At 58.4% G+C, this 19,320-nt stretch carries 31 protein-coding genes; all 31 read left to right on the top strand.

Features of this window, described 5'->3' with window-relative positions:
• Positions 1 to 49 precede the first annotated feature (49 nt).
• The 31 genes from GTP55_RS14240 to GTP55_RS14385 all read left to right on the top strand — a co-directional run bounded on the left by GTP55_RS14240 (position 50) and on the right by GTP55_RS14385 (position 19,301).
• A complete protein-coding gene (locus GTP55_RS14240) occupies positions 50 to 2,038 on the top strand; it encodes a TonB-dependent receptor plug domain-containing protein (RefSeq protein ID WP_371868351.1) in 1,989 nt (662 codons plus the stop codon).
• Positions 1,989 to 2,510 carry a TonB-dependent receptor domain-containing protein gene (locus GTP55_RS30060; protein WP_371868356.1) on the top strand — a complete coding sequence of 174 codons (522 nt, stop codon included), beginning with the start codon at positions 1,989 to 1,991 and terminating at the stop codon, positions 2,508 to 2,510. The genes GTP55_RS14240 and GTP55_RS30060 overlap by 50 nt, the downstream gene beginning before the upstream one ends.
• Before the next feature lie 356 nt (positions 2,511 to 2,866).
• A complete protein-coding gene (gene rplC / locus GTP55_RS14245) occupies positions 2,867 to 3,523 on the top strand; it encodes a 50S ribosomal protein L3 (protein ID WP_110846388.1) in 657 nt (218 codons plus the stop codon).
• Positions 3,524 to 3,526: 3 nt separating this feature from the next.
• A complete protein-coding gene (gene rplD, locus GTP55_RS14250; protein ID WP_090192447.1) occupies positions 3,527 to 4,147 on the top strand; it encodes a 50S ribosomal protein L4 in 621 nt (206 codons plus the stop codon).
• Positions 4,144 to 4,458 (top strand): 50S ribosomal protein L23, encoded by a 315-nt coding sequence (gene rplW / locus GTP55_RS14255; protein WP_110846389.1) that lies wholly within the window; start codon positions 4,144 to 4,146, stop codon positions 4,456 to 4,458. Before rplD ends, rplW begins: the two co-directional genes overlap by 4 nt.
• The gene (gene rplB / locus GTP55_RS14260; RefSeq protein ID WP_110846390.1) at positions 4,458 to 5,288 is read left to right on the top strand and encodes a 50S ribosomal protein L2; all 831 of its coding nucleotides are present in this window, start codon (positions 4,458 to 4,460) and stop codon (positions 5,286 to 5,288) included. The genes rplW and rplB overlap by 1 nt, the downstream gene beginning before the upstream one ends.
• 9 nt (positions 5,289 to 5,297) lie before the next feature.
• Positions 5,298 to 5,573, top strand: coding sequence for a 30S ribosomal protein S19 (rpsS, locus tag GTP55_RS14265; RefSeq protein ID WP_050409767.1), 276 nt, complete (start codon positions 5,298 to 5,300; stop codon positions 5,571 to 5,573).
• Positions 5,570 to 5,902 (top strand): 50S ribosomal protein L22, encoded by a 333-nt coding sequence (rplV, locus tag GTP55_RS14270; protein WP_174864456.1) that lies wholly within the window; start codon positions 5,570 to 5,572, stop codon positions 5,900 to 5,902. The genes rpsS and rplV overlap by 4 nt, the downstream gene beginning before the upstream one ends.
• 9 nt (positions 5,903 to 5,911) lie before the next feature.
• Positions 5,912 to 6,691: a 30S ribosomal protein S3 gene (gene rpsC, locus GTP55_RS14275; protein WP_110846391.1), complete on the top strand. Its 780-nt coding sequence runs from the start codon at positions 5,912 to 5,914 to the stop codon at positions 6,689 to 6,691.
• Between the two features lie 2 nt (positions 6,692 to 6,693).
• The gene (gene rplP / locus GTP55_RS14280) at positions 6,694 to 7,113 is read left to right on the top strand and encodes a 50S ribosomal protein L16 (RefSeq protein ID WP_090192443.1); all 420 of its coding nucleotides are present in this window, start codon (positions 6,694 to 6,696) and stop codon (positions 7,111 to 7,113) included.
• A 12-nt stretch (positions 7,114 to 7,125) separates the two neighbouring features.
• Entirely contained in the window at positions 7,126 to 7,317 is a 192-nt protein-coding gene (gene rpmC, locus GTP55_RS14285) for a 50S ribosomal protein L29 (protein ID WP_092280170.1), read from the top strand.
• On the top strand, positions 7,314 to 7,580 hold the full coding sequence (rpsQ, locus tag GTP55_RS14290; RefSeq protein WP_055937633.1) for a 30S ribosomal protein S17: 267 nt from the start codon (positions 7,314 to 7,316) through the stop codon (positions 7,578 to 7,580). Before rpmC ends, rpsQ begins: the two co-directional genes overlap by 4 nt.
• Positions 7,581 to 7,847: 267 nt before the next feature.
• The gene (gene rplN, locus GTP55_RS14295) at positions 7,848 to 8,216 is read left to right on the top strand and encodes a 50S ribosomal protein L14 (RefSeq protein WP_008444317.1); all 369 of its coding nucleotides are present in this window, start codon (positions 7,848 to 7,850) and stop codon (positions 8,214 to 8,216) included.
• 10 nt (positions 8,217 to 8,226) lie between these two features.
• Positions 8,227 to 8,541 (top strand): 50S ribosomal protein L24, encoded by a 315-nt coding sequence (rplX, locus tag GTP55_RS14300; RefSeq protein ID WP_056151015.1) that lies wholly within the window; start codon positions 8,227 to 8,229, stop codon positions 8,539 to 8,541.
• A 6-nt stretch (positions 8,542 to 8,547) separates the two neighbouring features.
• Positions 8,548 to 9,087 carry a 50S ribosomal protein L5 gene (gene rplE / locus GTP55_RS14305; protein ID WP_019923483.1) on the top strand — a complete coding sequence of 180 codons (540 nt, stop codon included), beginning with the start codon at positions 8,548 to 8,550 and terminating at the stop codon, positions 9,085 to 9,087.
• Positions 9,088 to 9,093: 6 nt separating this feature from the next.
• Positions 9,094 to 9,399, top strand: a complete 306-nt coding sequence (gene rpsN / locus GTP55_RS14310; protein WP_110846392.1) for a 30S ribosomal protein S14 — start codon at positions 9,094 to 9,096, stop codon at positions 9,397 to 9,399.
• 14 nt (positions 9,400 to 9,413) lie between these two features.
• Positions 9,414 to 9,809 (top strand): 30S ribosomal protein S8, encoded by a 396-nt coding sequence (rpsH, locus tag GTP55_RS14315; protein ID WP_110846393.1) that lies wholly within the window; start codon positions 9,414 to 9,416, stop codon positions 9,807 to 9,809.
• A gap of 10 nt (positions 9,810 to 9,819) precedes the next feature.
• Positions 9,820 to 10,353, top strand: a complete 534-nt coding sequence (rplF, locus tag GTP55_RS14320) for a 50S ribosomal protein L6 (protein ID WP_110846394.1) — start codon at positions 9,820 to 9,822, stop codon at positions 10,351 to 10,353.
• Between the two features lie 13 nt (positions 10,354 to 10,366).
• Complete coding sequence (rplR, locus tag GTP55_RS14325) at positions 10,367 to 10,729, top strand: 50S ribosomal protein L18 (protein ID WP_072786821.1); 363 nt, start codon at positions 10,367 to 10,369, stop codon at positions 10,727 to 10,729.
• Between the two features lie 9 nt (positions 10,730 to 10,738).
• On the top strand, positions 10,739 to 11,257 hold the full coding sequence (gene rpsE, locus GTP55_RS14330; protein ID WP_072786822.1) for a 30S ribosomal protein S5: 519 nt from the start codon (positions 10,739 to 10,741) through the stop codon (positions 11,255 to 11,257).
• 10 nt (positions 11,258 to 11,267) lie between these two features.
• A complete protein-coding gene (gene rpmD, locus GTP55_RS14335; protein ID WP_110846687.1) occupies positions 11,268 to 11,450 on the top strand; it encodes a 50S ribosomal protein L30 in 183 nt (60 codons plus the stop codon).
• A 27-nt stretch (positions 11,451 to 11,477) separates the two neighbouring features.
• Positions 11,478 to 11,909, top strand: a complete 432-nt coding sequence (gene rplO, locus GTP55_RS14340; protein ID WP_161045579.1) for a 50S ribosomal protein L15 — start codon at positions 11,478 to 11,480, stop codon at positions 11,907 to 11,909.
• Between the two features lie 30 nt (positions 11,910 to 11,939).
• Positions 11,940 to 13,274, top strand: coding sequence for a preprotein translocase subunit SecY (gene secY / locus GTP55_RS14345; protein ID WP_110846396.1), 1,335 nt, complete (start codon positions 11,940 to 11,942; stop codon positions 13,272 to 13,274).
• A 21-nt stretch (positions 13,275 to 13,295) separates the two neighbouring features.
• Positions 13,296 to 13,514 (top strand): translation initiation factor IF-1, encoded by a 219-nt coding sequence (gene infA, locus GTP55_RS14350; RefSeq protein ID WP_005663428.1) that lies wholly within the window; start codon positions 13,296 to 13,298, stop codon positions 13,512 to 13,514.
• Positions 13,515 to 13,548: 34 nt separating this feature from the next.
• Positions 13,549 to 13,662 carry a 50S ribosomal protein L36 gene (gene rpmJ / locus GTP55_RS14355; RefSeq protein ID WP_005663407.1) on the top strand — a complete coding sequence of 38 codons (114 nt, stop codon included), beginning with the start codon at positions 13,549 to 13,551 and terminating at the stop codon, positions 13,660 to 13,662.
• A 27-nt stretch (positions 13,663 to 13,689) separates the two neighbouring features.
• The gene (gene rpsM, locus GTP55_RS14360; RefSeq protein WP_090192434.1) at positions 13,690 to 14,055 is read left to right on the top strand and encodes a 30S ribosomal protein S13; all 366 of its coding nucleotides are present in this window, start codon (positions 13,690 to 13,692) and stop codon (positions 14,053 to 14,055) included.
• 14 nt (positions 14,056 to 14,069) lie between these two features.
• Positions 14,070 to 14,474 carry a 30S ribosomal protein S11 gene (rpsK, locus tag GTP55_RS14365; RefSeq protein WP_072786827.1) on the top strand — a complete coding sequence of 135 codons (405 nt, stop codon included), beginning with the start codon at positions 14,070 to 14,072 and terminating at the stop codon, positions 14,472 to 14,474.
• A gap of 190 nt (positions 14,475 to 14,664) precedes the next feature.
• Positions 14,665 to 15,288 (top strand): 30S ribosomal protein S4, encoded by a 624-nt coding sequence (gene rpsD, locus GTP55_RS14370; RefSeq protein WP_110846397.1) that lies wholly within the window; start codon positions 14,665 to 14,667, stop codon positions 15,286 to 15,288.
• 138 nt (positions 15,289 to 15,426) lie between these two features.
• The gene (locus tag GTP55_RS14375) at positions 15,427 to 16,404 is read left to right on the top strand and encodes a DNA-directed RNA polymerase subunit alpha (RefSeq protein WP_026637581.1); all 978 of its coding nucleotides are present in this window, start codon (positions 15,427 to 15,429) and stop codon (positions 16,402 to 16,404) included.
• 195 nt (positions 16,405 to 16,599) lie between these two features.
• A complete protein-coding gene (gene rplQ, locus GTP55_RS14380) occupies positions 16,600 to 16,995 on the top strand; it encodes a 50S ribosomal protein L17 (RefSeq protein ID WP_110846398.1) in 396 nt (131 codons plus the stop codon).
• A 137-nt stretch (positions 16,996 to 17,132) separates the two neighbouring features.
• On the top strand, positions 17,133 to 19,301 hold the full coding sequence (locus GTP55_RS14385) for a TonB-dependent siderophore receptor (RefSeq protein WP_161045580.1): 2,169 nt from the start codon (positions 17,133 to 17,135) through the stop codon (positions 19,299 to 19,301).
• The last annotated feature ends 19 nt before the right edge of the window (positions 19,302 to 19,320 follow it).

A 19,320-nucleotide genomic window follows, 5' to 3' on the forward strand; every position in this document is an offset into this window, starting at 1 on the left:
GTTTTTGTGTTGTAAAAGACGGTCTTTGTATCGGACAGATACAAAGACCGTGGTCGAGCTGCTGGCCAAGCTGCCCTCCGTCAGCGTGGCGCTCGACGGCAACAGCTACAACTCGTTTGCCGGCGGCGCCAGCTCGGTGTCGCTGCGCGGCCTGGACGCCAAGTACACGCTGATCCTGCTGAACGGCCGTCGCCTGGCCAACTACGGCTTTGCCAACGGCGCCGAAAACAGCTTCGTCGACCTCAACAACATCCCGCTGGCGGCGCTGGAGTCGGTCGAGATTCTGCGCGACGGCGCCTCGGCCATTTACGGCTCCGACGCGGTGGCCGGCGTGATCAACTTCAAGACCCGCAGCAACTACCAGGGCATGGAAGCCAGCGCCAACCTCGGCGCCAACGTCAAGGGCGACGGCAGCAGCGGCGACGCCAGTCTGACCAAGGGCTGGGGCGACCTCGACAAGGACGGCTACAACGTCCTGATGACGATTGACCTGATGCGCCGCAATTCCCTGCGCAGCGATAAGCACGACGCCTTCGCGGTGCCGGACTACCGCAAGTACGGCGGCACCGACGGCCGCACCACCACCCAGTTCCAGGGCTATGTGCGCGACTACGACAACGGCGAGCCCGGCTACGCCATCCCGGGCTGCAAGGGCACGGTCGGCATCGCCGAAGGCACCGGCGACCAGGTCTGCTTCACCAACCCGGCCACCCAGCTGACGCCGTCGCTGTCGCGCGCCGGCATCTCGACCATCGTCACCAAGCGCCTTAACGGCGGCGACGAACTGTTCCTGGAACTCGGCCTGAACCACAACAAGTCGACCTACCAGCAGGGCTATCCGATCTTTGACAGCGCCACGCTGGTGCCGACCGACGGCACCACCAATCCGGGCGTGCTGGGCTTGCCCGGACCGACCGATGACACCTACGGCTTCACCCCGGGCGACCGCCTGCAGGTGTTCCATTCGATCACCGAAGCGGGCCATCAGGTCGAGACCATCACCAACAACACGGTGCGCGTGGTGACCGGCTGGCGCGGCAAGATCCAGGGCTGGGACAGCGAATTTGCGCTCAACCTCAACCACAGCAAGCTGAAGGACGACACCACCAACGCGCTGCTGAAGGACGTCTCCAACCAGCTGCTCACGCAGGGCATCGCCGGCACCGGCGGCTATGATCCGTTCAACCCGGCCAACCCGCTGAGCGTGGTGTCGCCGATGATGTACACCATGCACCACAACGCCACCTCCGAACTGGGCGTGGCCGAGTGGAAGATGAGCACGGCCGAGCTGTTCAGCTGGCAGGGCCGTCCGGTCGGCTTCGCCTGGGGCGCACAGGGCAGCCACGAGTCGATCGACGACGTGGCCGACCCGCAAACCGAGCTGGGTAACGTGGTCAACTACGGCGCCACCAGCAGCAAGGCCTCGCGCAACCTGTACTCGGTCTACGGCGAACTGGCGGTGCTGGTGCTGGCCAACCTGGATGCCCAAGTGGCGCTGCGCGGTGACCATTACAGCGACTTCGGCACCACCTGGAATCCGAAGCTGGCGCTGGCCTGGCGGCCGAGCGACAAGGTGCTGCTGCGCGGTTCGGCCACCACCTCGTTCAAGGCGCCGACCTTGCCGGAAATCGGCTCGATCACCACCGCCTACACCACCGTGGCCGACTGGGCCCGTTGCGGCCCGCTCGGCTATGTCGGCGCGCAATGTTCGTACAGCCCGAAAGACTACCTGAAGGGCAATCCGGACCTGAAGGCGGAAAAAGCCAGCAACTATTCGGCCGGCATCGTGCTGCAACCGGTCAAGGACCTGGTGGCGTCGCTGGACTGGTATGGCATCCATCAGCGCGACCATCCAGGCGCTGGACGCGCAGTACATCGTCGACAACGAGGACATCATCCCCGGCTTCGCCGCGCTGATCGGCCGCGACCCGCGCAACGCGGCGCTGGAAGCCACCCATCCGGGCCTGAACAAGGGCCGCATCAACAGCGTGACCACGCCGTTCAGCAACGTCGGCAAGACCATCATCTCCGGCTTTGACCTCGACGTGCGCTACGACCTGGCGCTGGGCAACTACGGCAAGCTGCATTTCCGGGAGGTCAACAACCACACGCTGAAATACGACCAGAGCATCGCGCCGGGCCAAGAGCCGACCAGCCGTCTGGGCGGCGTCTACCATCCGCGCTGGAACAACTCGTTCCGTACGTCGTATGAGTATGGCGTCAGCGAGTTCGCCATGACCGCGCGCACCGCCGCCGGCACGCTGAACATCGGCGACCCGACCTATGAGCAGGATCCGGCCGTGACCAACGCGCGCATCGGTTCCTACACGGTGTGGGACCTGAACTACACGCTGAAGGCGAATGCCAAGCTGACGCTGAACATGGGCGTCAACAACGTGTTCGACAAAGGCCTGGTGTACGCCAACAGCGCCTACGTCAATACCTATGTGCAGGGCTTGTCGGACGCCGTCGGCCGCTACGCCTACGTGAACGCGCGCTACGCCTTCTAGGCTGCCGTGGTCCTGAAGCCGCCGCCGCGCTCGCCGCCGCGGCGGTTTTTTTTGCGCTGTCGCGTAGGACCGGCCCGAACGCCGCCGATCTGCCCGGCGCAGCCACAGTTACAGGGCGGTTTTACGGCGGCGGACAGCCCGCCAGCCCGCATGACGGCTGGCTTTGGCGGGCATTGACCGGGTGCTGCCGGCAATGCTGCGCAAAAACTGACATACCTCGTACTAAGTTGTTGCGTCAAGCCCCAAATCACGCTACACTAGCCGGCTTCGGTATGGATTCGACTTTTTATTGGTCCGTACTAATTTTAGTAGTTCAACATATCCCCGCCCAATCGTAGGTGGGAATTGGAGAAAAAATGAGCCTTGGCCTCCTCGGTCGCAAGGTTGGTATGATGCGCATCTTCACCGATGACGGGGACTCGATCCCAGTCACCGTGGTTGACGTATCGAACAACCGTGTTGCGCAAATCAAAACCCCTGAAACTGATGGTTATACCGCGGTTCAGGTCGCATATGGTCAACGTCGCGCGTCCCGCGTGACCAAAGCTGTTGCGGGTCACCACGCTAAAGCGGGTGTCGAAGCTGGTACTCTGTTGAAAGAGTTCCGCGTTGACGCTGCTAAAGCCGCCGAACTGAAAGCTGGCGAAGTTGTCGCCGTTTCGCTGTTCGAAGTTGGTCAAAAAGTCGACGTTCAAGGTGTGTCGATTGGTAAAGGCTACGCCGGTACCATCAAGCGTCACAACTTTGCTTCGGGCCGTGCTACCCACGGTAACTCGCGTTCGCACAACGTGCCAGGTTCGATTGGTATGGCGCAAGATCCAGGCCGCGTGTTCCCTGGTAAACGCATGACCGGTCACATGGGTGATGTCACCACGACCGTGCAGAACCTCGAAATCGCCCGTATCGATGCCGACCGCCAGCTGCTGCTGGTCAAAGGTGCGATCCCTGGCGCCAAAAACGGCCAGGTAGTGGTTTCGCCTGCTGTCAAAGTTAAAGCAAAGAAGGGAGCTTAAACGATGGAACTCAAGCTCTTGAACGCCCAAGGTCAAGCCGCCTCTAACGTTGCTGCCGCCGATACCGTCTTCGGCCGTGACTACAACGAAGCCCTGATCCACCAGATCGTCGTTGCTTACCAAGCCAATGCGCGCAGCGGCAACCGTAAACAAAAAGACCGTGAAGAAGTCCACCACACGACCAAGAAGCCATGGCGCCAAAAAGGTACCGGCCGTGCTCGTGCTGGTATGTCGTCGTCGCCACTGTGGCGCGGCGGTGGTCGCATCTTCCCGAACTCGCCTGACGAGAACTTCACCCACAAAGTGAACAAGAAGATGTACCGCGCTGGTATCTGCTCGATCCTGTCGCAACTGGCCCGCGAAGAGCGCCTGGTTGTGGTGGAAGATTTCGCGATCGAAGCACCAAAAACCAAGCTGCTGTCGCAAAAGCTGACCGGCATGGGCTTTGATTCGGTACTGATCATCACCGATGTTGCCAACGAAAACCTGGAACTGGCTTCGCGCAATCTGCCGAACGTCCTGGTGGTTGAGCCACGTCACGCAGATCCAATGTCCCTGGTGTTCTACAAGAAGATCGTGGTCACCAAAGCTGCATTGGCCAAGATTGAGGAGATGCTGGCATGAGCGCATTGAAATTTAGCGAAGAACGCCTGCTGAAGGTACTGGTTGCTCCAGTGATTTCCGAGAAGGCCACCATGGTCGCGGAAAAGAACGAGCAGATCGTGTTCCGTGTTACCACCGACGCGACCAAGCCAGAAATCAAGGCTGCCGTTGAACTGCTGTTTAAAGTCGAAGTGGCGTCGGTGCAAACCGTCAACCGCGAAGGCAAACAAAAGCGTTCGGGCGCCCACATCGGCCGCCGCAACCACACCAAGCGTGCTTTCGTGTGCCTGAAGCCAGGCCAGGAAATCAATTTCACCGAGGAGGCTAAATAATGGCACTCGTTAAGATGAAGCCAACCTCCCCAGGCCGTCGCGGCATGGTGAAAGTTGTGAACTCCGACCTGTTCAAGGGTCGTCCGTTCGCAGCGCTGGTTGAGAAAAAATCGAAAACTGCTGGCCGTAACAACAACGGTCACATCACCACCCGTCACATCGGTGGTGGTCACAAGCAGCACTACCGCGTGATCGACTTCAAGCGTAACAGCAAGGATGGCATCCCGGCGAAAGTGGAACGTATCGAATACGATCCAAACCGCACCGCGCACATCGCGCTGCTGTGCTACGCCGATGGCGCCCGCACCTACATCATCGCCACCAAAGGCATGGCCGTAGGCGACAGCGTCATGACCGGTTCGGAAGCGCCGATCAAGTCGGGCAACTGCCTGCCGATCCGCAACATCCCAGTCGGCACCGTCATGAACTGCGTCGAAATGCTGCCAGGTAAGGGTGCCCAAATGGCCCGTACCGCCGGCGCCGGCGTCGTGCTGATGGCCCGTGAAGGTACCTACGCGCAAGTGCGTCTGCGTTCGGGCGAAGTCCGTCGCGTGCACATCGAGTGCCGTGCTACCGTGGGCGAAGTCGGCAATGCCGAACACAGCCTGCGCAAGATCGGTAAAGCTGGTGCGATGCGCTGGCGCGGTGTTCGTCCTACCGTTCGCGGTGTGGTCATGAACCCGGTCGATCACCCGCACGGTGGTGGTGAAGGTAAAACCGCAGCTGGTCGTCACCCTGTTTCGCCATGGGGCCAACAGACCAAGGGTAAGAAGACTCGCAGCAACAAGCGTACTTCTTCGATGATCGTCTCGCGCCGCGGCAAGAAATAAGGATAAATCATGACTCGTTCATTGAAAAAAGGGCCGTTCTGTGACGCCCACCTGGTGAAAAAAGTCGAAGCCGCGCAAGCGACCAAAGACAAAAAGCCAATCAAAACCTGGTCCCGTCGCTCGACCATCATGCCGGACTTCATCGGCCTGACGATCGCTGTGCACAACGGCAAGCTGCACGTGCCAGTGTATGTCTCCGAGAACATGGTTGGTCACAAGCTCGGCGAATTCGCGCTGACCCGCACGTTCAAAGGCCATGCCGCTGACAAGAAGGCGAAGAAATAATGGAAACCAAAGCTATCCTCAAAGGCGTGCGCCTGTCGGACCAAAAGGGCCGCCTGGTTGCTGACCTGATCCGTGGCAAGAAAGTTGACGCCGCGCTGAACATTCTGCAGTTCAGCCCGAAAAAAGGCGCCACCATCATCAAGAAAGTGCTGGAGTCGGCCATCGCCAACGCCGAGCACAACGATGGTGCCGACATCGACGAACTGTTCGTGAAAACGATCTACGTTGAAAAGGGTCCGATCCTGAAGCGCTTCACCGCGCGTGCAAAAGGTCGTGGCGATCGTATCTCGAAACAATCGTGTCACATTTATGTGACCGTAGGCAACTAAGGAGCCAAGATGGGTCAGAAAATTCATCCAACTGGTTTCCGCCTGGCGGTTACCCGTAACTGGGCTTCGCGTTGGTATGCTGGCAATGGCAACTTTGCCGCCATGCTGAACGAAGACTTGAAAGCACGTGCTTACCTGAAAACCAAGCTGAAGAACGCTTCGGTCGGCCGCATCGTGATCGAGCGTCCCGCCAAGAACGCGCGTTTCACCATCTACAGCTCGCGTCCAGGTGTGGTTATCGGTAAAAAAGGCGAAGACATCGAAGTACTGAAGTCGGCGCTGGCGAAGATCATGGGCGTGCCAGTGCACGTCAATATCGAAGAAATCCGCAAGCCGGAAATCGATTCGCAGCTGATCGCTGATTCGATCGCGCAACAGCTGGAAAAACGCATCATGTTCCGCCGCGCCATGAAACGCGCGATGCAGAACGCCATGCGTCTGGGCGCCCTGGGCATCAAGATCATGTCCTCGGGTCGTCTGAACGGCATCGAGATCGCCCGTACCGAATGGTATCGCGAAGGCCGTGTGCCACTGCACACCCTGCGCGCTGACATCGACTACGGCACTTCGGAAGCTTCGACCACCTACGGCATTATCGGTGTCAAGGTGTGGGTATACAAAGGTGACCGCGCGCCAAACGGCGATGCACCAGTCATCGATACCCCGCCGGACGAGAAAAAGCCGCGTGGCCCACGTCGTGAAGACGGCAAACCAGCTGGCCGTCCGCGCCCAGCCGGTGCTGGTGGCGCCCGCCGCGCTGCCAAGCCAGCCGAGAAAGCAGGAGAATAATCATGCTGCAACCAGCACGCAGAAAGTATCGTAAAGAGCAGAAAGGCCGTAACACCGGCATTTCGCACAGCGCCGGCACCAATGTGTCGTTCGGCGAATTCGGTCTGAAGGCAGTGGCCCGTGGTCGTATCACGGCCCGCCAAATCGAGGCAGCACGTCGCGCCATGACCCGTCACATCAAACGTGGCGGTCGTATCTGGATCCGCGTGTTCCCGGACAAACCGATCTCGAACAAGCCGGCCGAAGTCCGTATGGGTAACGGTAAGGGTAACCCAGAGTACTACGTCGCTGAAATCCGTCCGGGCAAAGTCCTGTACGAAATGGATGGCGTAGGCGAAGAACTGGCGCGCGAAGCATTCCGCCTGGCCGCTGCCAAACTGCCACTGGCGACCACGTTTGTGGTCCGTCAAGTTGGTCAATAACAGGAGTGAACTATGAAAGCATCTGAACTCCGCGGCAAAGACCAGGTAGCTCTGCAAAAAGAGCTGAATGACCTGTTGAAGGCACAATTCGGCCTGCGTATGCAAACCGCGACGCAACAGCTGAGCAACACTTCGCAGCTCAAAAAGGTACGTCGCGATATCGCACGCGTAAAAACGGTATTGAACACGAAGGAAGCAAAATGACCGAGCAAGTAAAGCTGAAGCGTACGCTGATCGGTAAAGTTGTGTCCGACAAGATGGACAAGACCGTTACCGTTCTGATCGAACGTCACGTGAAACACCCTCTGTATGGCAAGATCATCGTCCGTTCGGCAAAGTACCACGCCCACGACGAGACCAACCAGGTGAAAGCCGGTGACACGGTGGAAATCGTGGAAGGTCGTCCGATCTCCAAAACGAAGGCATGGACCGTGACCCGTGTGGTGCAAGCCGCACAAATCGTTTAATTGAAGCGGATGCCGGCCAGACTTCGGTCTGGACGGCATTTTTCAATTAGTTCTTGCAAGCCCGCGAGTTGTATGTAATACTCGTGGGCTTCGTTCATGTAACGCCGCAAAGTGTCTGGCCACAGACGCTGAACCGTGCGGTCAGTATGCAGTACGAAGGTCAAGCACCCAAGCAGTGAGGCCAGCAGGTCTCATTGGCGGGACCAAGACTGACCGTTAGGTCCGCATTGTGTGGATTCTTCGGCTTAAGTTGGGAAAGAGAATATTATGATTCAAACTGAAAGCCGGCTCGAAGTAGCCGACAACACCGGTGCCAAGGAAGTCATGTGCATCAAGGTGTTGGGCGGTTCCAAGCGCCGTTATGCTGGCATTGGCGACGTGATCAAAGTAACCGTCAAGGTTGCTGCGCCACGCGGCCGTGTCAAAAAAGGTGAAATTTATAACGCCGTGGTAGTGCGCACCGCTAAAGGTGTACGCCGCCAGGACGGTTCCCTGGTCAAGTTCGACGGCAATGCCGCCGTTCTGTTGAACGCCAAGCTGGAACCGATCGGTACCCGTATCTTCGGACCAGTGACGCGCGAGCTGCGCACTGAAAAGTTCATGAAGATCGTGTCCCTGGCACCTGAAGTACTGTAAGGAGTCAGCAATGGATAAGATTCGTAAAAACGACGAAGTCATCGTTCTGGCCGGTAAAGACAAGGGCAAACGCGGTGTCGTTTCGCGTCGCGTAGACGCAGAACACGTTGTGGTTGAAGGCGTCAACGTTGCTAAAAAAGCGACCAAGCCGAACCCAATGACTGGCGTTCAAGGTGGTATCGTCGACAAGACTATGCCGATTCACGTGTCCAACGTTGCATTGTTCAATGCAGCGACTGGCAAGGCAGACCGGGTAGGTTTCAAAGATGTCGACGGCAAAAAAGTCCGCGTCTTCAAATCGTCCGGCGAAGTAGTGAAGGCTTAAGAAATCATGGCACGTCTCCAAGAGTTCTATAAAGAAAAAGTCGTCGCTGACCTGACCGAGAAATTCGGCTACAAGTCGGTGATGGAAGTACCACGTCTGACCAAGATCACCCTGAACATGGGTGTCGGTGAAGCGATTGCTGACAAGAAAGTGCTGGAGCACGCTGTCGGCGACCTGACCAAGATCGCCGGTCAGAAACCAGTGACCACCAAGTCGCGTAAGGCCATTGCGGGTTTCAAGATCCGTGAAGGCTACCCGATCGGTACCATGGTCACCCTGCGTGGCGCCCGCATGTACGAGTTCCTCGACCGCTTCATCACCGTGGCCCTGCCGCGCGTGCGTGACTTCCGCGGTGTGAATGGCCGCTCGTTCGATGGCCGTGGCAACTACAACATCGGTGTGAAAGAGCAGATCATCTTCCCGGAAATCGAGTACGACAAGATCGATGCGCTGCGTGGTATGAACATTTCGATCACCACCACCGCTAAGACCGACGACGAAGCGAAAGCTCTGCTCGCCGCCTTCAAATTCCCGTTCAGGAACTAAGAGATCATGGCAAAACTCGCACTGATTAACCGTGAAGCAAAACGCGTGGCCCTGGCGAACAAATTCGCCGGCAAACGCGCCGCGCTCAAGGCCATCATCGATGACCAGTCGAAATCGGAAGAAGAACGTTACGAAGCGCGCCTGAAACTGCAAGCGCTGCCACGTAACTCGGCTCCGACCCGCCAGCGTAACCGCTGCGCGATCACTGGTCGTCCACGCGGCACCTTCCGTAAATTCGGTCTGGGCCGTATCAAGCTCCGTGAATTCGCCATGCGTGGTGAGATTCCGGGTATGACTAAAGCTAGCTGGTAATAGGAGAATATGCAATGAGTATGAGCGATCCTATCGCCGATATGCTGACCCGCATTCGTAACGCCCAGGGCGTGCAAAAAACGACCGTGGCCATGCCATCGTCGAAAGTCAAAATTGCGATTGCCAACGTCCTCAAGGACGAGGGTTACATTGAAGATTTCGCAGTCGCTGTAGATGGCGGCAAGTCGGAACTGAAAATCGGTTTGAAATATTATGTCGGCCGTCCCGTCATCGAGCGCCTGGAGCGCGTGTCCCGTCCGGGTCTGCGCGTCTACAAAGGCAAAGACGAGATCCCTTCGGTAATGAATGGTCTGGGTGTGGCGATTGTATCGACCCCACAAGGCGTCATGACCGACCGTAAAGCACGCGCAACCGGTGTCGGCGGCGAAGTGATTTGCTACGTGGCCTAAGGAGTAAGACATGTCCCGAGTAGCTAAAATGCCAATCGCTGTGCCAGCTGGCGCTGATGTCGCCATCTCCGCACAAGCGATCACCGTCAAGGGCCCGCTGGGCGTCCTGACCCAGAACCTGAATGGCCTGGTTAAAGTAGAAAACAACGCTGGTACCCTGAGCTTTGAGCCGTCGAATGACAGCCGCGAAGCCAACGCCATGTCCGGTACGCTGCGCGCACTGGTCAACAACATGGTAAACGGTGTGACCAAGGGCTTCGAGAAAAAGCTGAACCTGGTGGGCGTGGGCTACAAAGCCCAGGCCGCCGGCGACAAGCTGAACCTGTCGCTGGGTTTCTCGCACCCGGTCGTGCACGCCATGCCAGAAGGCGTGACCGTGACCACCGCCACCCCGACCGAGATCGTCATCAAAGGCATCGATCGTCAAAAGGTGGGTCAGGTTGCTGCAGAAGTTCGTGCTTACCGCGCTCCGGAGCCTTACAAAGGCAAGGGCGTCCGTTATTCGGACGAAGTGGTTAAGATCAAAGAAACTAAGAAGAAGTAATTAGGGGCTGACGATGGATAAAAAAGAATCTCGTCTGCGTCGCGGACGTCAAACCCGGATCAAGATCGCACAACTGAAAGTGAACCGCCTGTCGGTGCACCGCACTAACCTGCACATTTATGCGAACCTGATCAGCCCGGAAGCCAAAGTACTGGTTTCGGCATCGACCGTTGAAGCGGAAGTACGCGCTGAACTGGCCGGCCAATCGGGCAAGGGCGGCAACGCCGCTGCCGCCGCACTGGTGGGCAAGCGCGTAGCAGAAAAAGCACTGAAAGCCGGTATCACCGAAGTCGCCTTCGACCGTTCCGGTTTCCGTTATCACGGCCGTGTGAAGGCGCTGGCAGAAGCCGCGCGTGAAGCCGGTCTGAAGTTCTAAGGAACGATCATGGCAAAAATGCAAGCAAAAATGGCAAGCGACAAGCCGGACGATGGCATGCGCGAAAAAATGATCGCGATCAACCGCGTGACCAAAGTGGTCAAGGGTGGTCGTATCATGGGCTTCGCCGCGCTGACCGTAGTAGGTGACGGCGATGGCCGCATCGGCATGGGCAAGGGCAAGTCGAAAGAGGTACCGGTTGGTGTGCAGAAGGCAATGGAAGAAGCCCGTCGCAACCTGATCAAAGTACCGCTGAAAAACGGCACGCTGCACCACACCGTCCTGGGTCGCCACGGCGCCTCGAAAGTAATGATGTCGCCTGCCAAACCAGGTACCGGCGTCATTGCAGGCGGCGCGATGCGCGCAATCTTCGAAGTCATGGGTGTTACCGACGTGGTCGCGAAATCGACCGGTTCGAGCAACCCGTACAACCTGGTTCGCGCCACGCTGGACGGCCTGGCTAAACTGAGCACTCCTGCTGACATCGCTGCGAAACGCGGCAAGTCGGTAGAAGAGATCCTGGGTTAAGGTGAACGACATGACTACGAAAACCGTCAAAGTACAACTGGTCAAGGGCCTGATTGGCACTCGTCAAGATCACCGTGCCACCGTTCGCGGTCTGGGCCTGCGTCGCGTCAACTCGGTTTCCGAGCTGCAAGACACCCCATCCGTACGCGGCATGATCAACAAAGTGTCGTATCTCGTTAAAGTAGTTGCGTAAGCCTTAGGGCTTACTCACGGAGAAATCATGGAACTGAATACCATTCAACCAGCCGATGGCGCCAAGCACTACAAGCGTCGCGTCGGCCGCGGTATCGGCTCTGGCCTGGGTAAAACCGCAGGCCGTGGCCACAAGGGTCAGAAATCGCGTTCGGGCGGCTTCCACAAAGTCGGCTTCGAAGGCGGTCAGATGCCTCTGCAACGTCGTCTGCCTAAGCGCGGTTTCAAGTCGCTCAACGCCACCTTCAAAGCTGAAGTGCGTCTGTCCGACCTGAACCACCTGGCCGTCGGCGATGTCGACATCCTGGTGCTGAAACAAGCTGGCGTACTGGGCGTGCTGGCACGTGATGTACGCGTCATTCTGTCCGGCGAGATCACCAAAGCGGTGAACCTCAAAGGCTTGAAAGTGACCGCTGGCGCGAAAGCCGCCATCGAAGCAGCCGGCGGCTCGGTAGCCTGAGCCCCGCGAACAGCTTGATCGGAGCGAAAATTGGCGACTAATCCACAATTGGCTAAAAGTGCAGCAGCTGGTTTCCCCTGGGGCCGGCTCTGGTTCCTGCTTGGCGCATTGGTGGTTTATCGTATCGGCGCTCACATCCCGGTTCCCGGGATCGATCCGGTACAATTGGCCGCGCTGTTCAAGTCGCAAGAGGGCGGCATCCTGGGCATGTTGAACATGTTCAGCGGTGGCGCGCTCGCGCGCTTTACGGTGTTTGCGCTGGGTATCACGCCGTACATCTCGGCCTCGATCATCATGCAGTTGGTGTCGATCGTCTCGCCGCAGATGGAAGCGTTGAAGAAGGAAGGCGAAGCTGGCCGACGCAAGATCACCCAGTACACCCGGTATTTCACGGTGCTGCTGGCGGGGTTCCAGGCGTTGGGCATTGCGGTTGCCTTGGAGTCGCAAGCTGGTCTGGTGCTGGATCCAGGCTATGCATTCCGTTTCGTGACGGTCGTGACGCTGTTGACCGGCACCATGTTCGTGATGTGGTTGGGCGAGCAAATTACCGAGCGTGGTCTCGGTAATGGCATCTCGATCATCATTTTCGCTGGTATCGCGGCCGGTCTGCCGGGCGCACTGGGTGGCCTCGGCCAGTCGGTGAGCAACGGTTCGATCGGTGCCTTGTCGGCGATCATCATCATGATCCTGGTGGTGGCGGTGACGTTCCTGGTGGTGTTTGTGGAACGTGGCCAACGCAAGATTCTGGTCAATTATGCGAAACGCCAGGTGGGTAACAAGATTTACGGTGGACAAACGTCGCACCTGCCACTGAAGTTGAATATGGCCGGCGTGATCCCACCGATCTTCGCTTCGTCGATTATCTTGTTCCCGGCAACGATCGTGGGCTGGTTTACCACGGGCGCCGATACGGCCAACCCGGCGGTCCGGTTCCTGAAAGATTTGGCAGCATCGATGGGGCCAGGCGAGCCCATCCACGCACTGTTGTACGCCATCGCGATCGTGTTTTTCTGTTTCTTCTATACAGCGCTGGTCTTCAACAGCAAGGAAACAGCGGATAACTTGAAGAAGAGCGGGGCCTTTGTGCCAGGGATTCGTCCCGGTGAGCAGACTGCCCGTTACATCGACAAGATCCTGACGCGATTGACACTGGCTGGCGCCATCTACATCACTTTGGTGTGTTTGTTGCCGGAATTCATGCAAGCCGAGTGGAAGGTACCATTCTATTTTGGCGGTACTTCGTTGTTGATTATTGTGGTTGTTACCATGGATTTCATGGCGCAAGTACAAAACTACGTGATGTCGCAGCAATATGAATCGCTGCTGCGCAAAGCAAACTTCAAAGGCGGAATTCCGACGCGATAAGCGCGGTTTCAAACATACCGAATGGCAAAAGACGACGTCATACAGATGCAGGGCGAGATCCTAGAAAATCTCCCTAATGCAACATTTCGAGTAAAGCTGGAAAACGGGCACGTGGTGCTGGGACATATTTCAGGTAAAATGCGGATGAACTATATCCGCATCCTGCCTGGCGATAAGGTGACGGTTGAACTGACACCTTACGACCTGTCCCGCGCCCGCATCGTGTTCCGGACCAAGTAAATTTAGATAATCGAACCTTAGAAGAGAGTTCATAATGAAAGTTAACGCCTCAGTCAAGCGGATCTGCCGCAACTGCAAGATCATCAAGCGCAAAGGCGTTGTTCGCGTAATCTGCGTCGAACCACGTCATAAACAGCGTCAAGGTTAATAACCGTTATTTATCGAGGAATAACGAATGGCACGTATTGCAGGGGTTAATATCCCAAATCACCAGCACACCGTTATCGGCCTGACGGCCATCTACGGTGTAGGCCGCCCACGCGCGAAGTTCATCTGCGCGCAAACGGGCATCGCGACCAATAAAAAGGTCAAGGATCTGGACGACAGCGAACTGGAAAAACTGCGCGATGAAGTAGGTAAATTCATCGTCGAAGGCGATCTGCGTCGCGAACTGTCCATGAACATCAAGCGTTTGATGGATCTGGGTTGCTACCGTGGTATGCGTCACCGTAAGGGCCTGCCGGTCCGCGGTCAACGCACCCGCACCAATGCACGTACCCGCAAGGGCCCGCGCAAAGCCGCTCAATCGCTCAAGAAATAATCTAGGGAAATCACATGGCTAAGCAACAAAGCAGCGCAGCAGCAGCGCGCGTACGCAAGAAGGTCAAGAAGAACGTCGCCGAAGGTATCGCGCACGTTCACGCTTCCTTCAACAATACCATCATCACCATCACCGACCGTCAGGGCAATGCGCTGTCGTGGGCGACCTCTGGTGGTGCTGGCTTCAAGGGTTCGCGCAAATCGACCCCGTTCGCAGCGCAGGTTGCTGCTGAGGCCGCTGGTAAAGTCGCGATCGAATGCGGCGTGAAAAACCTGGAAGTGCGTATCAAGGGCCCAGGCCCAGGCCGTGAATCGGCTGTGCGCGCGCTGAACAACCTGGGCATCAAGATCACCGAGATCCAGGACGTGACGCCAGTGCCACACAACGGCTGCCGCCCTCCAAAGCGTCGTCGTATCTAATGGCCTAGCCGACCTGGTCGGCTACGCTGTTACACAATTCAGCTGGTGCAGGCAACCGGTAACGGTTATACTGCCCGGCTATTGTCGTCTGCCGCTTGCGGCGGACTTAAGCCACGTCTGGCTCACCCGCAGACCAGACTAGCGTTCAGCCCGTGCGGTTGGAACGTCATTATTTAAAAAAGGAAATACCGTGGCACGTTATATCGGACCTAAAGCAAAACTGTCCCGCCGTGAAGGCACTGATCTGTTCCTGAAGAGCGCCCGTCGCTCGCTGGACAGCAAATGCAAACTGGATGTCAAACCAGGTCAGCACGGCGTCAAGTCGGGCGCTCGCACCTCGGACTACGGCAACCAGCTGCGCGAAAAACAAAAAGTCAAACGTATGTACGGCGTGCTGGAACGTCAGTTCCGTCGCTACTTCGCAGAAGCCGACCGCCGCAAAGGCAACACCGGCGAAACCCTGCTGAAGCTGCTGGAAGCCCGTCTGGACAACGTCGCCTACCGCATGGGCTTCGGCTCGACCCGCGCTGAAGCACGTCAGCTGGTCTCCCACAAAGCGTTCACCGTGAACGGCCAAGTGGTGAACATCGCTTCGTACTCGGTCAAAGTCGGCGACGTCGTGGCTGTGCGCGAAAAAGCCAAGAAACAAGTGCGTATCGTTGAAGCGCTGTCGCTGGCGGAACAAGTCGGCATGCCAGCCTGGGTGTCGGTTGACGCCAAGAAAATGGAAGGCACCTTCAAGTCCCTGCCAGAGCGCAACGAAATCGCTAACGACGTCAACGAATCGCTGATCGTCGAGCTGTACTCGCGTTAATTGACGGTGTAACCGTCACCCCCGCGCAGGCGGGGGCCCAATTTGTCGTAAGCCCGCCCGCTTATTCAAGCGGGCGTTTTCACTAATGCCATCAGCCTTATCGGCTTAACGCGCCGAGGGTATTGAAGAGGACATTTCATGCAAAACAGTTTGTTGAAACCACGTATTATCGATGTAGAAGCGCTGGGCGCCGGTCACGCTAAAGTTGTGATGGAGCCATTCGAACGCGGCTACGGCCACACCCTGGGCAACGCGCTGCGTCGCGTGCTGTTGTCGTCGATGGTGGGCTACGCGCCGACCGAAGTGACCATCGCTGGCGTGGTGCACGAGTACTCGTCGCTGGACGGCGTGCAAGAAGACGTGGTTGACCTGCTGCTGAACCTGAAGGGCGTTGTGTTCAAAGTGCACAACCGTGACTCCGTCACCCTGACCCTGAAAAAGGAAGGCGAAGGCGCCGTGCTGGCTTCGGACATCGATCTGCCACACGATGTGGAACTGATCAACCCGGACCACGTGATTGCGCACCTGACCGCCGGCGGCAAACTGGACATGCAGATCAAGGTCGAAAAAGGCCGTGGCTATGTGCCAGGTAACGTCCGTCGCCTGTCGGAAGACACCAACAAGACCATCGGCCGCATCATTCTGGACGCGTCGTTCTCGCCAGTGCGCCGTGTGTCGTACTTCGTGGAATCGGCCCGTGTTGAACAGCGTACCGACCTGGACAAGCTGATCATCAACATCGAAACCAACGGCGTGATTTCGCCGGAAGAAGCGATCCGTCAATCGGCCCGCGTGCTGGTCGATCAACTGAACGTGTTCGCTGCCCTGGAAGGCACCGAAGCGGCTGCTGAAGCCCCTTCGCGCGCACCGCTGGTCGATCCGATCCTGCTGCGTCCAGTGGACGATCTGGAACTGACCGTGCGTTCGGCCAACTGCCTGAAAGCAGAAAACATCTACTACATCGGCGACCTGATCCAGCGTTCGGAAAACGAACTGCTGAAGACCCCGAATCTGGGCCGCAAGTCGCTGAACGAGATCAAGGAAGTCCTGGCTTCCCGTGGTCTGACCCTGGGCATGAAGCTGGAAAACTGGCCGCCTGCTGGTCTGGAGAAGTAATTTTTGACTCGTCACTCCCGCGCAGGCGGGAGTCCATGCCGAGCATGCTCAGTAATGGATCCCGGCCTCCGCCGGGATGACGGGCTTGCAGTACCGCTCTGGCATGTTGCTGGAGCGTTAATCATTAAAAACCGGTCCGCGCTCATGTTGAGCGATCGAAGAACTCGGATTTAAACATCATCGAAAGGAAGTACCATGCGTCACCGTCACGGCCTCCGTAAACTGAACCGTACCTCGTCCCACCGTCTGGCAATGCTGCGCAACATGACCGTTTCCCTGCTGCGTCATGAAGCCATCAAAACCACGCTGCCAAAAGCTAAAGAGCTGCGCCGCGTTGTTGAGCCAATCCTGACCCTGGGCAAGACCGACACCCTGGCTAACAAGCGTCTGGCATTTGCCCGTCTGCGCGACCGCGAAATCGTAGGCAAACTGTTCTCGGAACTGGGCCCACGTTACGCTGCACGTAACGGCGGCTACCTGCGCATCCTGAAAATGGGTTTCCGCGTTGGCGACAACGCTCCAATGGCTTACGTTGAGCTGCTGGACCGTCCAGAAGTCACCGCGATCGAAGACGCACCAACCGCTGAGTAATCTGCCGGTTGCAAGCAACACTGAAAAGCCAGGCTTTGCCTGGCTTTTTTTTCGTCCTTTTACATCCCAAACGATTGACTTTGAAATGAGAATCGTTATCATTCCTGTTTCGATAAAAATGTCAAAACGGGGAAGTGATGGATAAGCAATTCAAGATGAAGCGTCTGGCGGTACTGGTTGGCCTGGCGCTGCCGCTGCTGGCGCAGGCGCAAGCGGGGGGCGACGACGGCGCGGCGGTGATGCCGACCGTGCAGGTCTCGTCGCAGAAGCTCGGCGACGCCTCGTACACCGTCGGCAAGGCCAAGGGCGGCACGCCGCTCGACCTGTCGCTGCGCGACACGCCGCAATCGGTCAGTGTGGTGACCCAGCAGCGCATCGAAGACCAGGGCTTGCAAACCGTCACCGACGTCGTCAACAACGTGGTCGGCATCTCGGTCAACCAGTATGAAACCAACCGCGCCGGCTTCACCGCGCGCGGCTTCGACATCGACAACCTGCAGATCGACGGCGTGCCGACCACCTGGGAACAGTCGTGGTCCTCCGGCGAAGTCGCCAGCAGCCTGGCCATCTACGACCGGGTGGAAGTGGTGCGCGGCGCCACCGGCCTGATGACCGGCGCCGGCAATCCATCGGCCGCCATCAACCTGGTGCGCAAGCGCGCCACCTCGAAGGAACTGACCGGTTCAGCCGAGATCGGTATCGGCAACTGGAGCGCCCGCCGCGCTCAGGCCGACGTCTCGACGCCGCTGACCCAGGATGGTTCGGTGCGCGCCCGCGTGGTGGGCGAGTACACCGACGCCGACAGCTGGGTCGACCTGCTGAGCAACAAGAGCAAAACCATCTACGCCACCGTGGAAGCCGACCTGACGCCGTTCACCGTGCTGGACGTCGGCTTCAGCCGCCAGGAAAACAACGTCAAGGGCCCGATGTGGGGCGGCCTGTCGTACTGGTACACCAACGGCAGCCAGACCAACTGGGACGTCTCCAAGACAGCAGCGGCCGGCTGGACCCGTTGGGACAACTCGTACAACAACGCCTTCGCCAATCTGCGCCACACCTTCGACAACGGCTGGAAGCTGGATACCAGCGTCACGCGCGGCGACCGCCGCGGCGATTCGCAGCTGCTGTACCTGTACGGCTACCCTGACGCGACCACCGGCACCGGCCTGTTCCCGTTCGCCGGCGCCTACCTGACCCGCACCAAGCAGACTAACGCCAACCTTCAGCTCTCCGGCGCGTTTGAACTGGCCGGCCGCAAGCATGAAGCGGCGTTCGGCTATATGTACTCCAAGGCCGACTTTACCTCGGACCGCCGGCCGGAAGGCACGCTGGCCGACCTCGGCAACTACAACAACTGGAACGGCGCCGCCTATCCAGAGCCGACCTGGGGCGGGGCCACCTTCTACGAACAAAGCGTGACCAAGCAGGAAGCACTGTATGGCGTGGCGCGTTTCTCGCTGGCCGATCCGCTGAAACTGATCGTCGGCGCCCGCGTGACCAACTACAAGAAAACCGGCCAGCTGGTCGACAGCGCCGCGTATGAAGTGAAGAACGACAACGAAATCACGCCGTATGCCGGCGTGGTCTACGACGTCAACAACACCTACTCGCTGTATGCCAGCTACACCAGCATCTTCCAGCCGCAGAACTACAAGGACCGCAGTGGCCGGACGCTGGACCCGATCCGTGGCAAGGCCGCCGAAACCGGCATCAAGGGCGAGTTTCTGGATGGCCGCGTGAACGCGTCTCTGGCCGTGTTCCACATCAAGCAGGATAATCTGGCGCAGGCTGACGGCCTGGCGCCTGCAACGGGTGGCGGTGTGCCTCAGCCGGTCTATGTGGGCGCGGACGGCGCCACCAGCCGTGGCGTGGAGATGGAAGTCAACGGCGAACTGGCGCGCGGCTGGAACGCCAGCGCCGGGTACAGCATCTTCCGCGCCAAAGACGCCACCGGCGCCGACTTCAACAGCATCTACCCGCGCAAACTGTTCCGCGTGTTCACCACCTACAACCTGCCCGGCGAGCTGAGCAAGCTGACCGTCGGCGGCGGCGTCAACTATGAAGGCCGCACCTACACCGTCGACCCGACCGCGCCTGGCTTCGCCACCAATGGCGGCGTGATCCAGCAGGATGCCTTCACGCTGGTCAACCTGATGGCGCGGTACGACATCAGCAAAAACCTGTCGGCCCAGCTGAACGTCAACAACGTCACCGATAAAAAGCACTTCGGCATGTTTGCCGCGTACGGCGCCATCACCTACGCCGCACCGCGCACCACGTCGCTGACCTTGAAATACAAGTTCTGATCTTGTCAGCCGGGGCCTG

The sequence above is a fragment of the Duganella margarita genome (assembly GCF_009857535.1).
GTDB classification, from domain to species: Bacteria; Pseudomonadota; Gammaproteobacteria; order Burkholderiales; family Burkholderiaceae_D; genus Rugamonas; species Rugamonas margarita.

Excerpts from the sequence above, each read along its gene's own strand:
- GTP55_RS14385 (WP_161045580.1), top strand. The coding sequence starts at position 17,133 with ATGGATAAGCAATTCAAGATGAAGCGTCTGGCGGTACTGGTTGGCCTG.
- rpsN (WP_110846392.1), top strand. The coding sequence starts at position 9,094 with ATGGCAAAACTCGCACTGATTAACCGTGAAGCAAAACGCGTGGCCCTG.
- rpsS (WP_050409767.1), top strand. The coding sequence starts at position 5,298 with ATGACTCGTTCATTGAAAAAAGGGCCGTTCTGTGACGCCCACCTGGTG.
- rpsK (WP_072786827.1), top strand. The coding sequence starts at position 14,070 with ATGGCTAAGCAACAAAGCAGCGCAGCAGCAGCGCGCGTACGCAAGAAG.
- rplR (WP_072786821.1), top strand. The coding sequence starts at position 10,367 with ATGGATAAAAAAGAATCTCGTCTGCGTCGCGGACGTCAAACCCGGATC.
- rpmC (WP_092280170.1), top strand. The coding sequence starts at position 7,126 with ATGAAAGCATCTGAACTCCGCGGCAAAGACCAGGTAGCTCTGCAAAAA.
- rpsM (WP_090192434.1), top strand. The coding sequence starts at position 13,690 with ATGGCACGTATTGCAGGGGTTAATATCCCAAATCACCAGCACACCGTT.
- rpsE (WP_072786822.1), top strand. The coding sequence starts at position 10,739 with ATGGCAAAAATGCAAGCAAAAATGGCAAGCGACAAGCCGGACGATGGC.
- rplC (WP_110846388.1), top strand. The coding sequence starts at position 2,867 with ATGAGCCTTGGCCTCCTCGGTCGCAAGGTTGGTATGATGCGCATCTTC.
- rpsC (WP_110846391.1), top strand. The coding sequence starts at position 5,912 with ATGGGTCAGAAAATTCATCCAACTGGTTTCCGCCTGGCGGTTACCCGT.
- rplE (WP_019923483.1), top strand. The coding sequence starts at position 8,548 with ATGGCACGTCTCCAAGAGTTCTATAAAGAAAAAGTCGTCGCTGACCTG.
- rplO (WP_161045579.1), top strand. The coding sequence starts at position 11,478 with ATGGAACTGAATACCATTCAACCAGCCGATGGCGCCAAGCACTACAAG.
- infA (WP_005663428.1), top strand. The coding sequence starts at position 13,296 with ATGGCAAAAGACGACGTCATACAGATGCAGGGCGAGATCCTAGAAAAT.
- rpsQ (WP_055937633.1), top strand. The coding sequence starts at position 7,314 with ATGACCGAGCAAGTAAAGCTGAAGCGTACGCTGATCGGTAAAGTTGTG.
- rpmD (WP_110846687.1), top strand. The coding sequence starts at position 11,268 with ATGACTACGAAAACCGTCAAAGTACAACTGGTCAAGGGCCTGATTGGC.
- rplP (WP_090192443.1), top strand. The coding sequence starts at position 6,694 with ATGCTGCAACCAGCACGCAGAAAGTATCGTAAAGAGCAGAAAGGCCGT.
- rplB (WP_110846390.1), top strand. The coding sequence starts at position 4,458 with ATGGCACTCGTTAAGATGAAGCCAACCTCCCCAGGCCGTCGCGGCATG.
- rplF (WP_110846394.1), top strand. The coding sequence starts at position 9,820 with ATGTCCCGAGTAGCTAAAATGCCAATCGCTGTGCCAGCTGGCGCTGAT.
- rplW (WP_110846389.1), top strand. The coding sequence starts at position 4,144 with ATGAGCGCATTGAAATTTAGCGAAGAACGCCTGCTGAAGGTACTGGTT.
- rpmJ (WP_005663407.1), top strand. The coding sequence starts at position 13,549 with ATGAAAGTTAACGCCTCAGTCAAGCGGATCTGCCGCAACTGCAAGATC.
- GTP55_RS14375 (WP_026637581.1), top strand. The coding sequence starts at position 15,427 with ATGCAAAACAGTTTGTTGAAACCACGTATTATCGATGTAGAAGCGCTG.
- rplN (WP_008444317.1), top strand. The coding sequence starts at position 7,848 with ATGATTCAAACTGAAAGCCGGCTCGAAGTAGCCGACAACACCGGTGCC.
- rplQ (WP_110846398.1), top strand. The coding sequence starts at position 16,600 with ATGCGTCACCGTCACGGCCTCCGTAAACTGAACCGTACCTCGTCCCAC.
- rpsH (WP_110846393.1), top strand. The coding sequence starts at position 9,414 with ATGAGTATGAGCGATCCTATCGCCGATATGCTGACCCGCATTCGTAAC.
- rplX (WP_056151015.1), top strand. The coding sequence starts at position 8,227 with ATGGATAAGATTCGTAAAAACGACGAAGTCATCGTTCTGGCCGGTAAA.
- rplD (WP_090192447.1), top strand. The coding sequence starts at position 3,527 with ATGGAACTCAAGCTCTTGAACGCCCAAGGTCAAGCCGCCTCTAACGTT.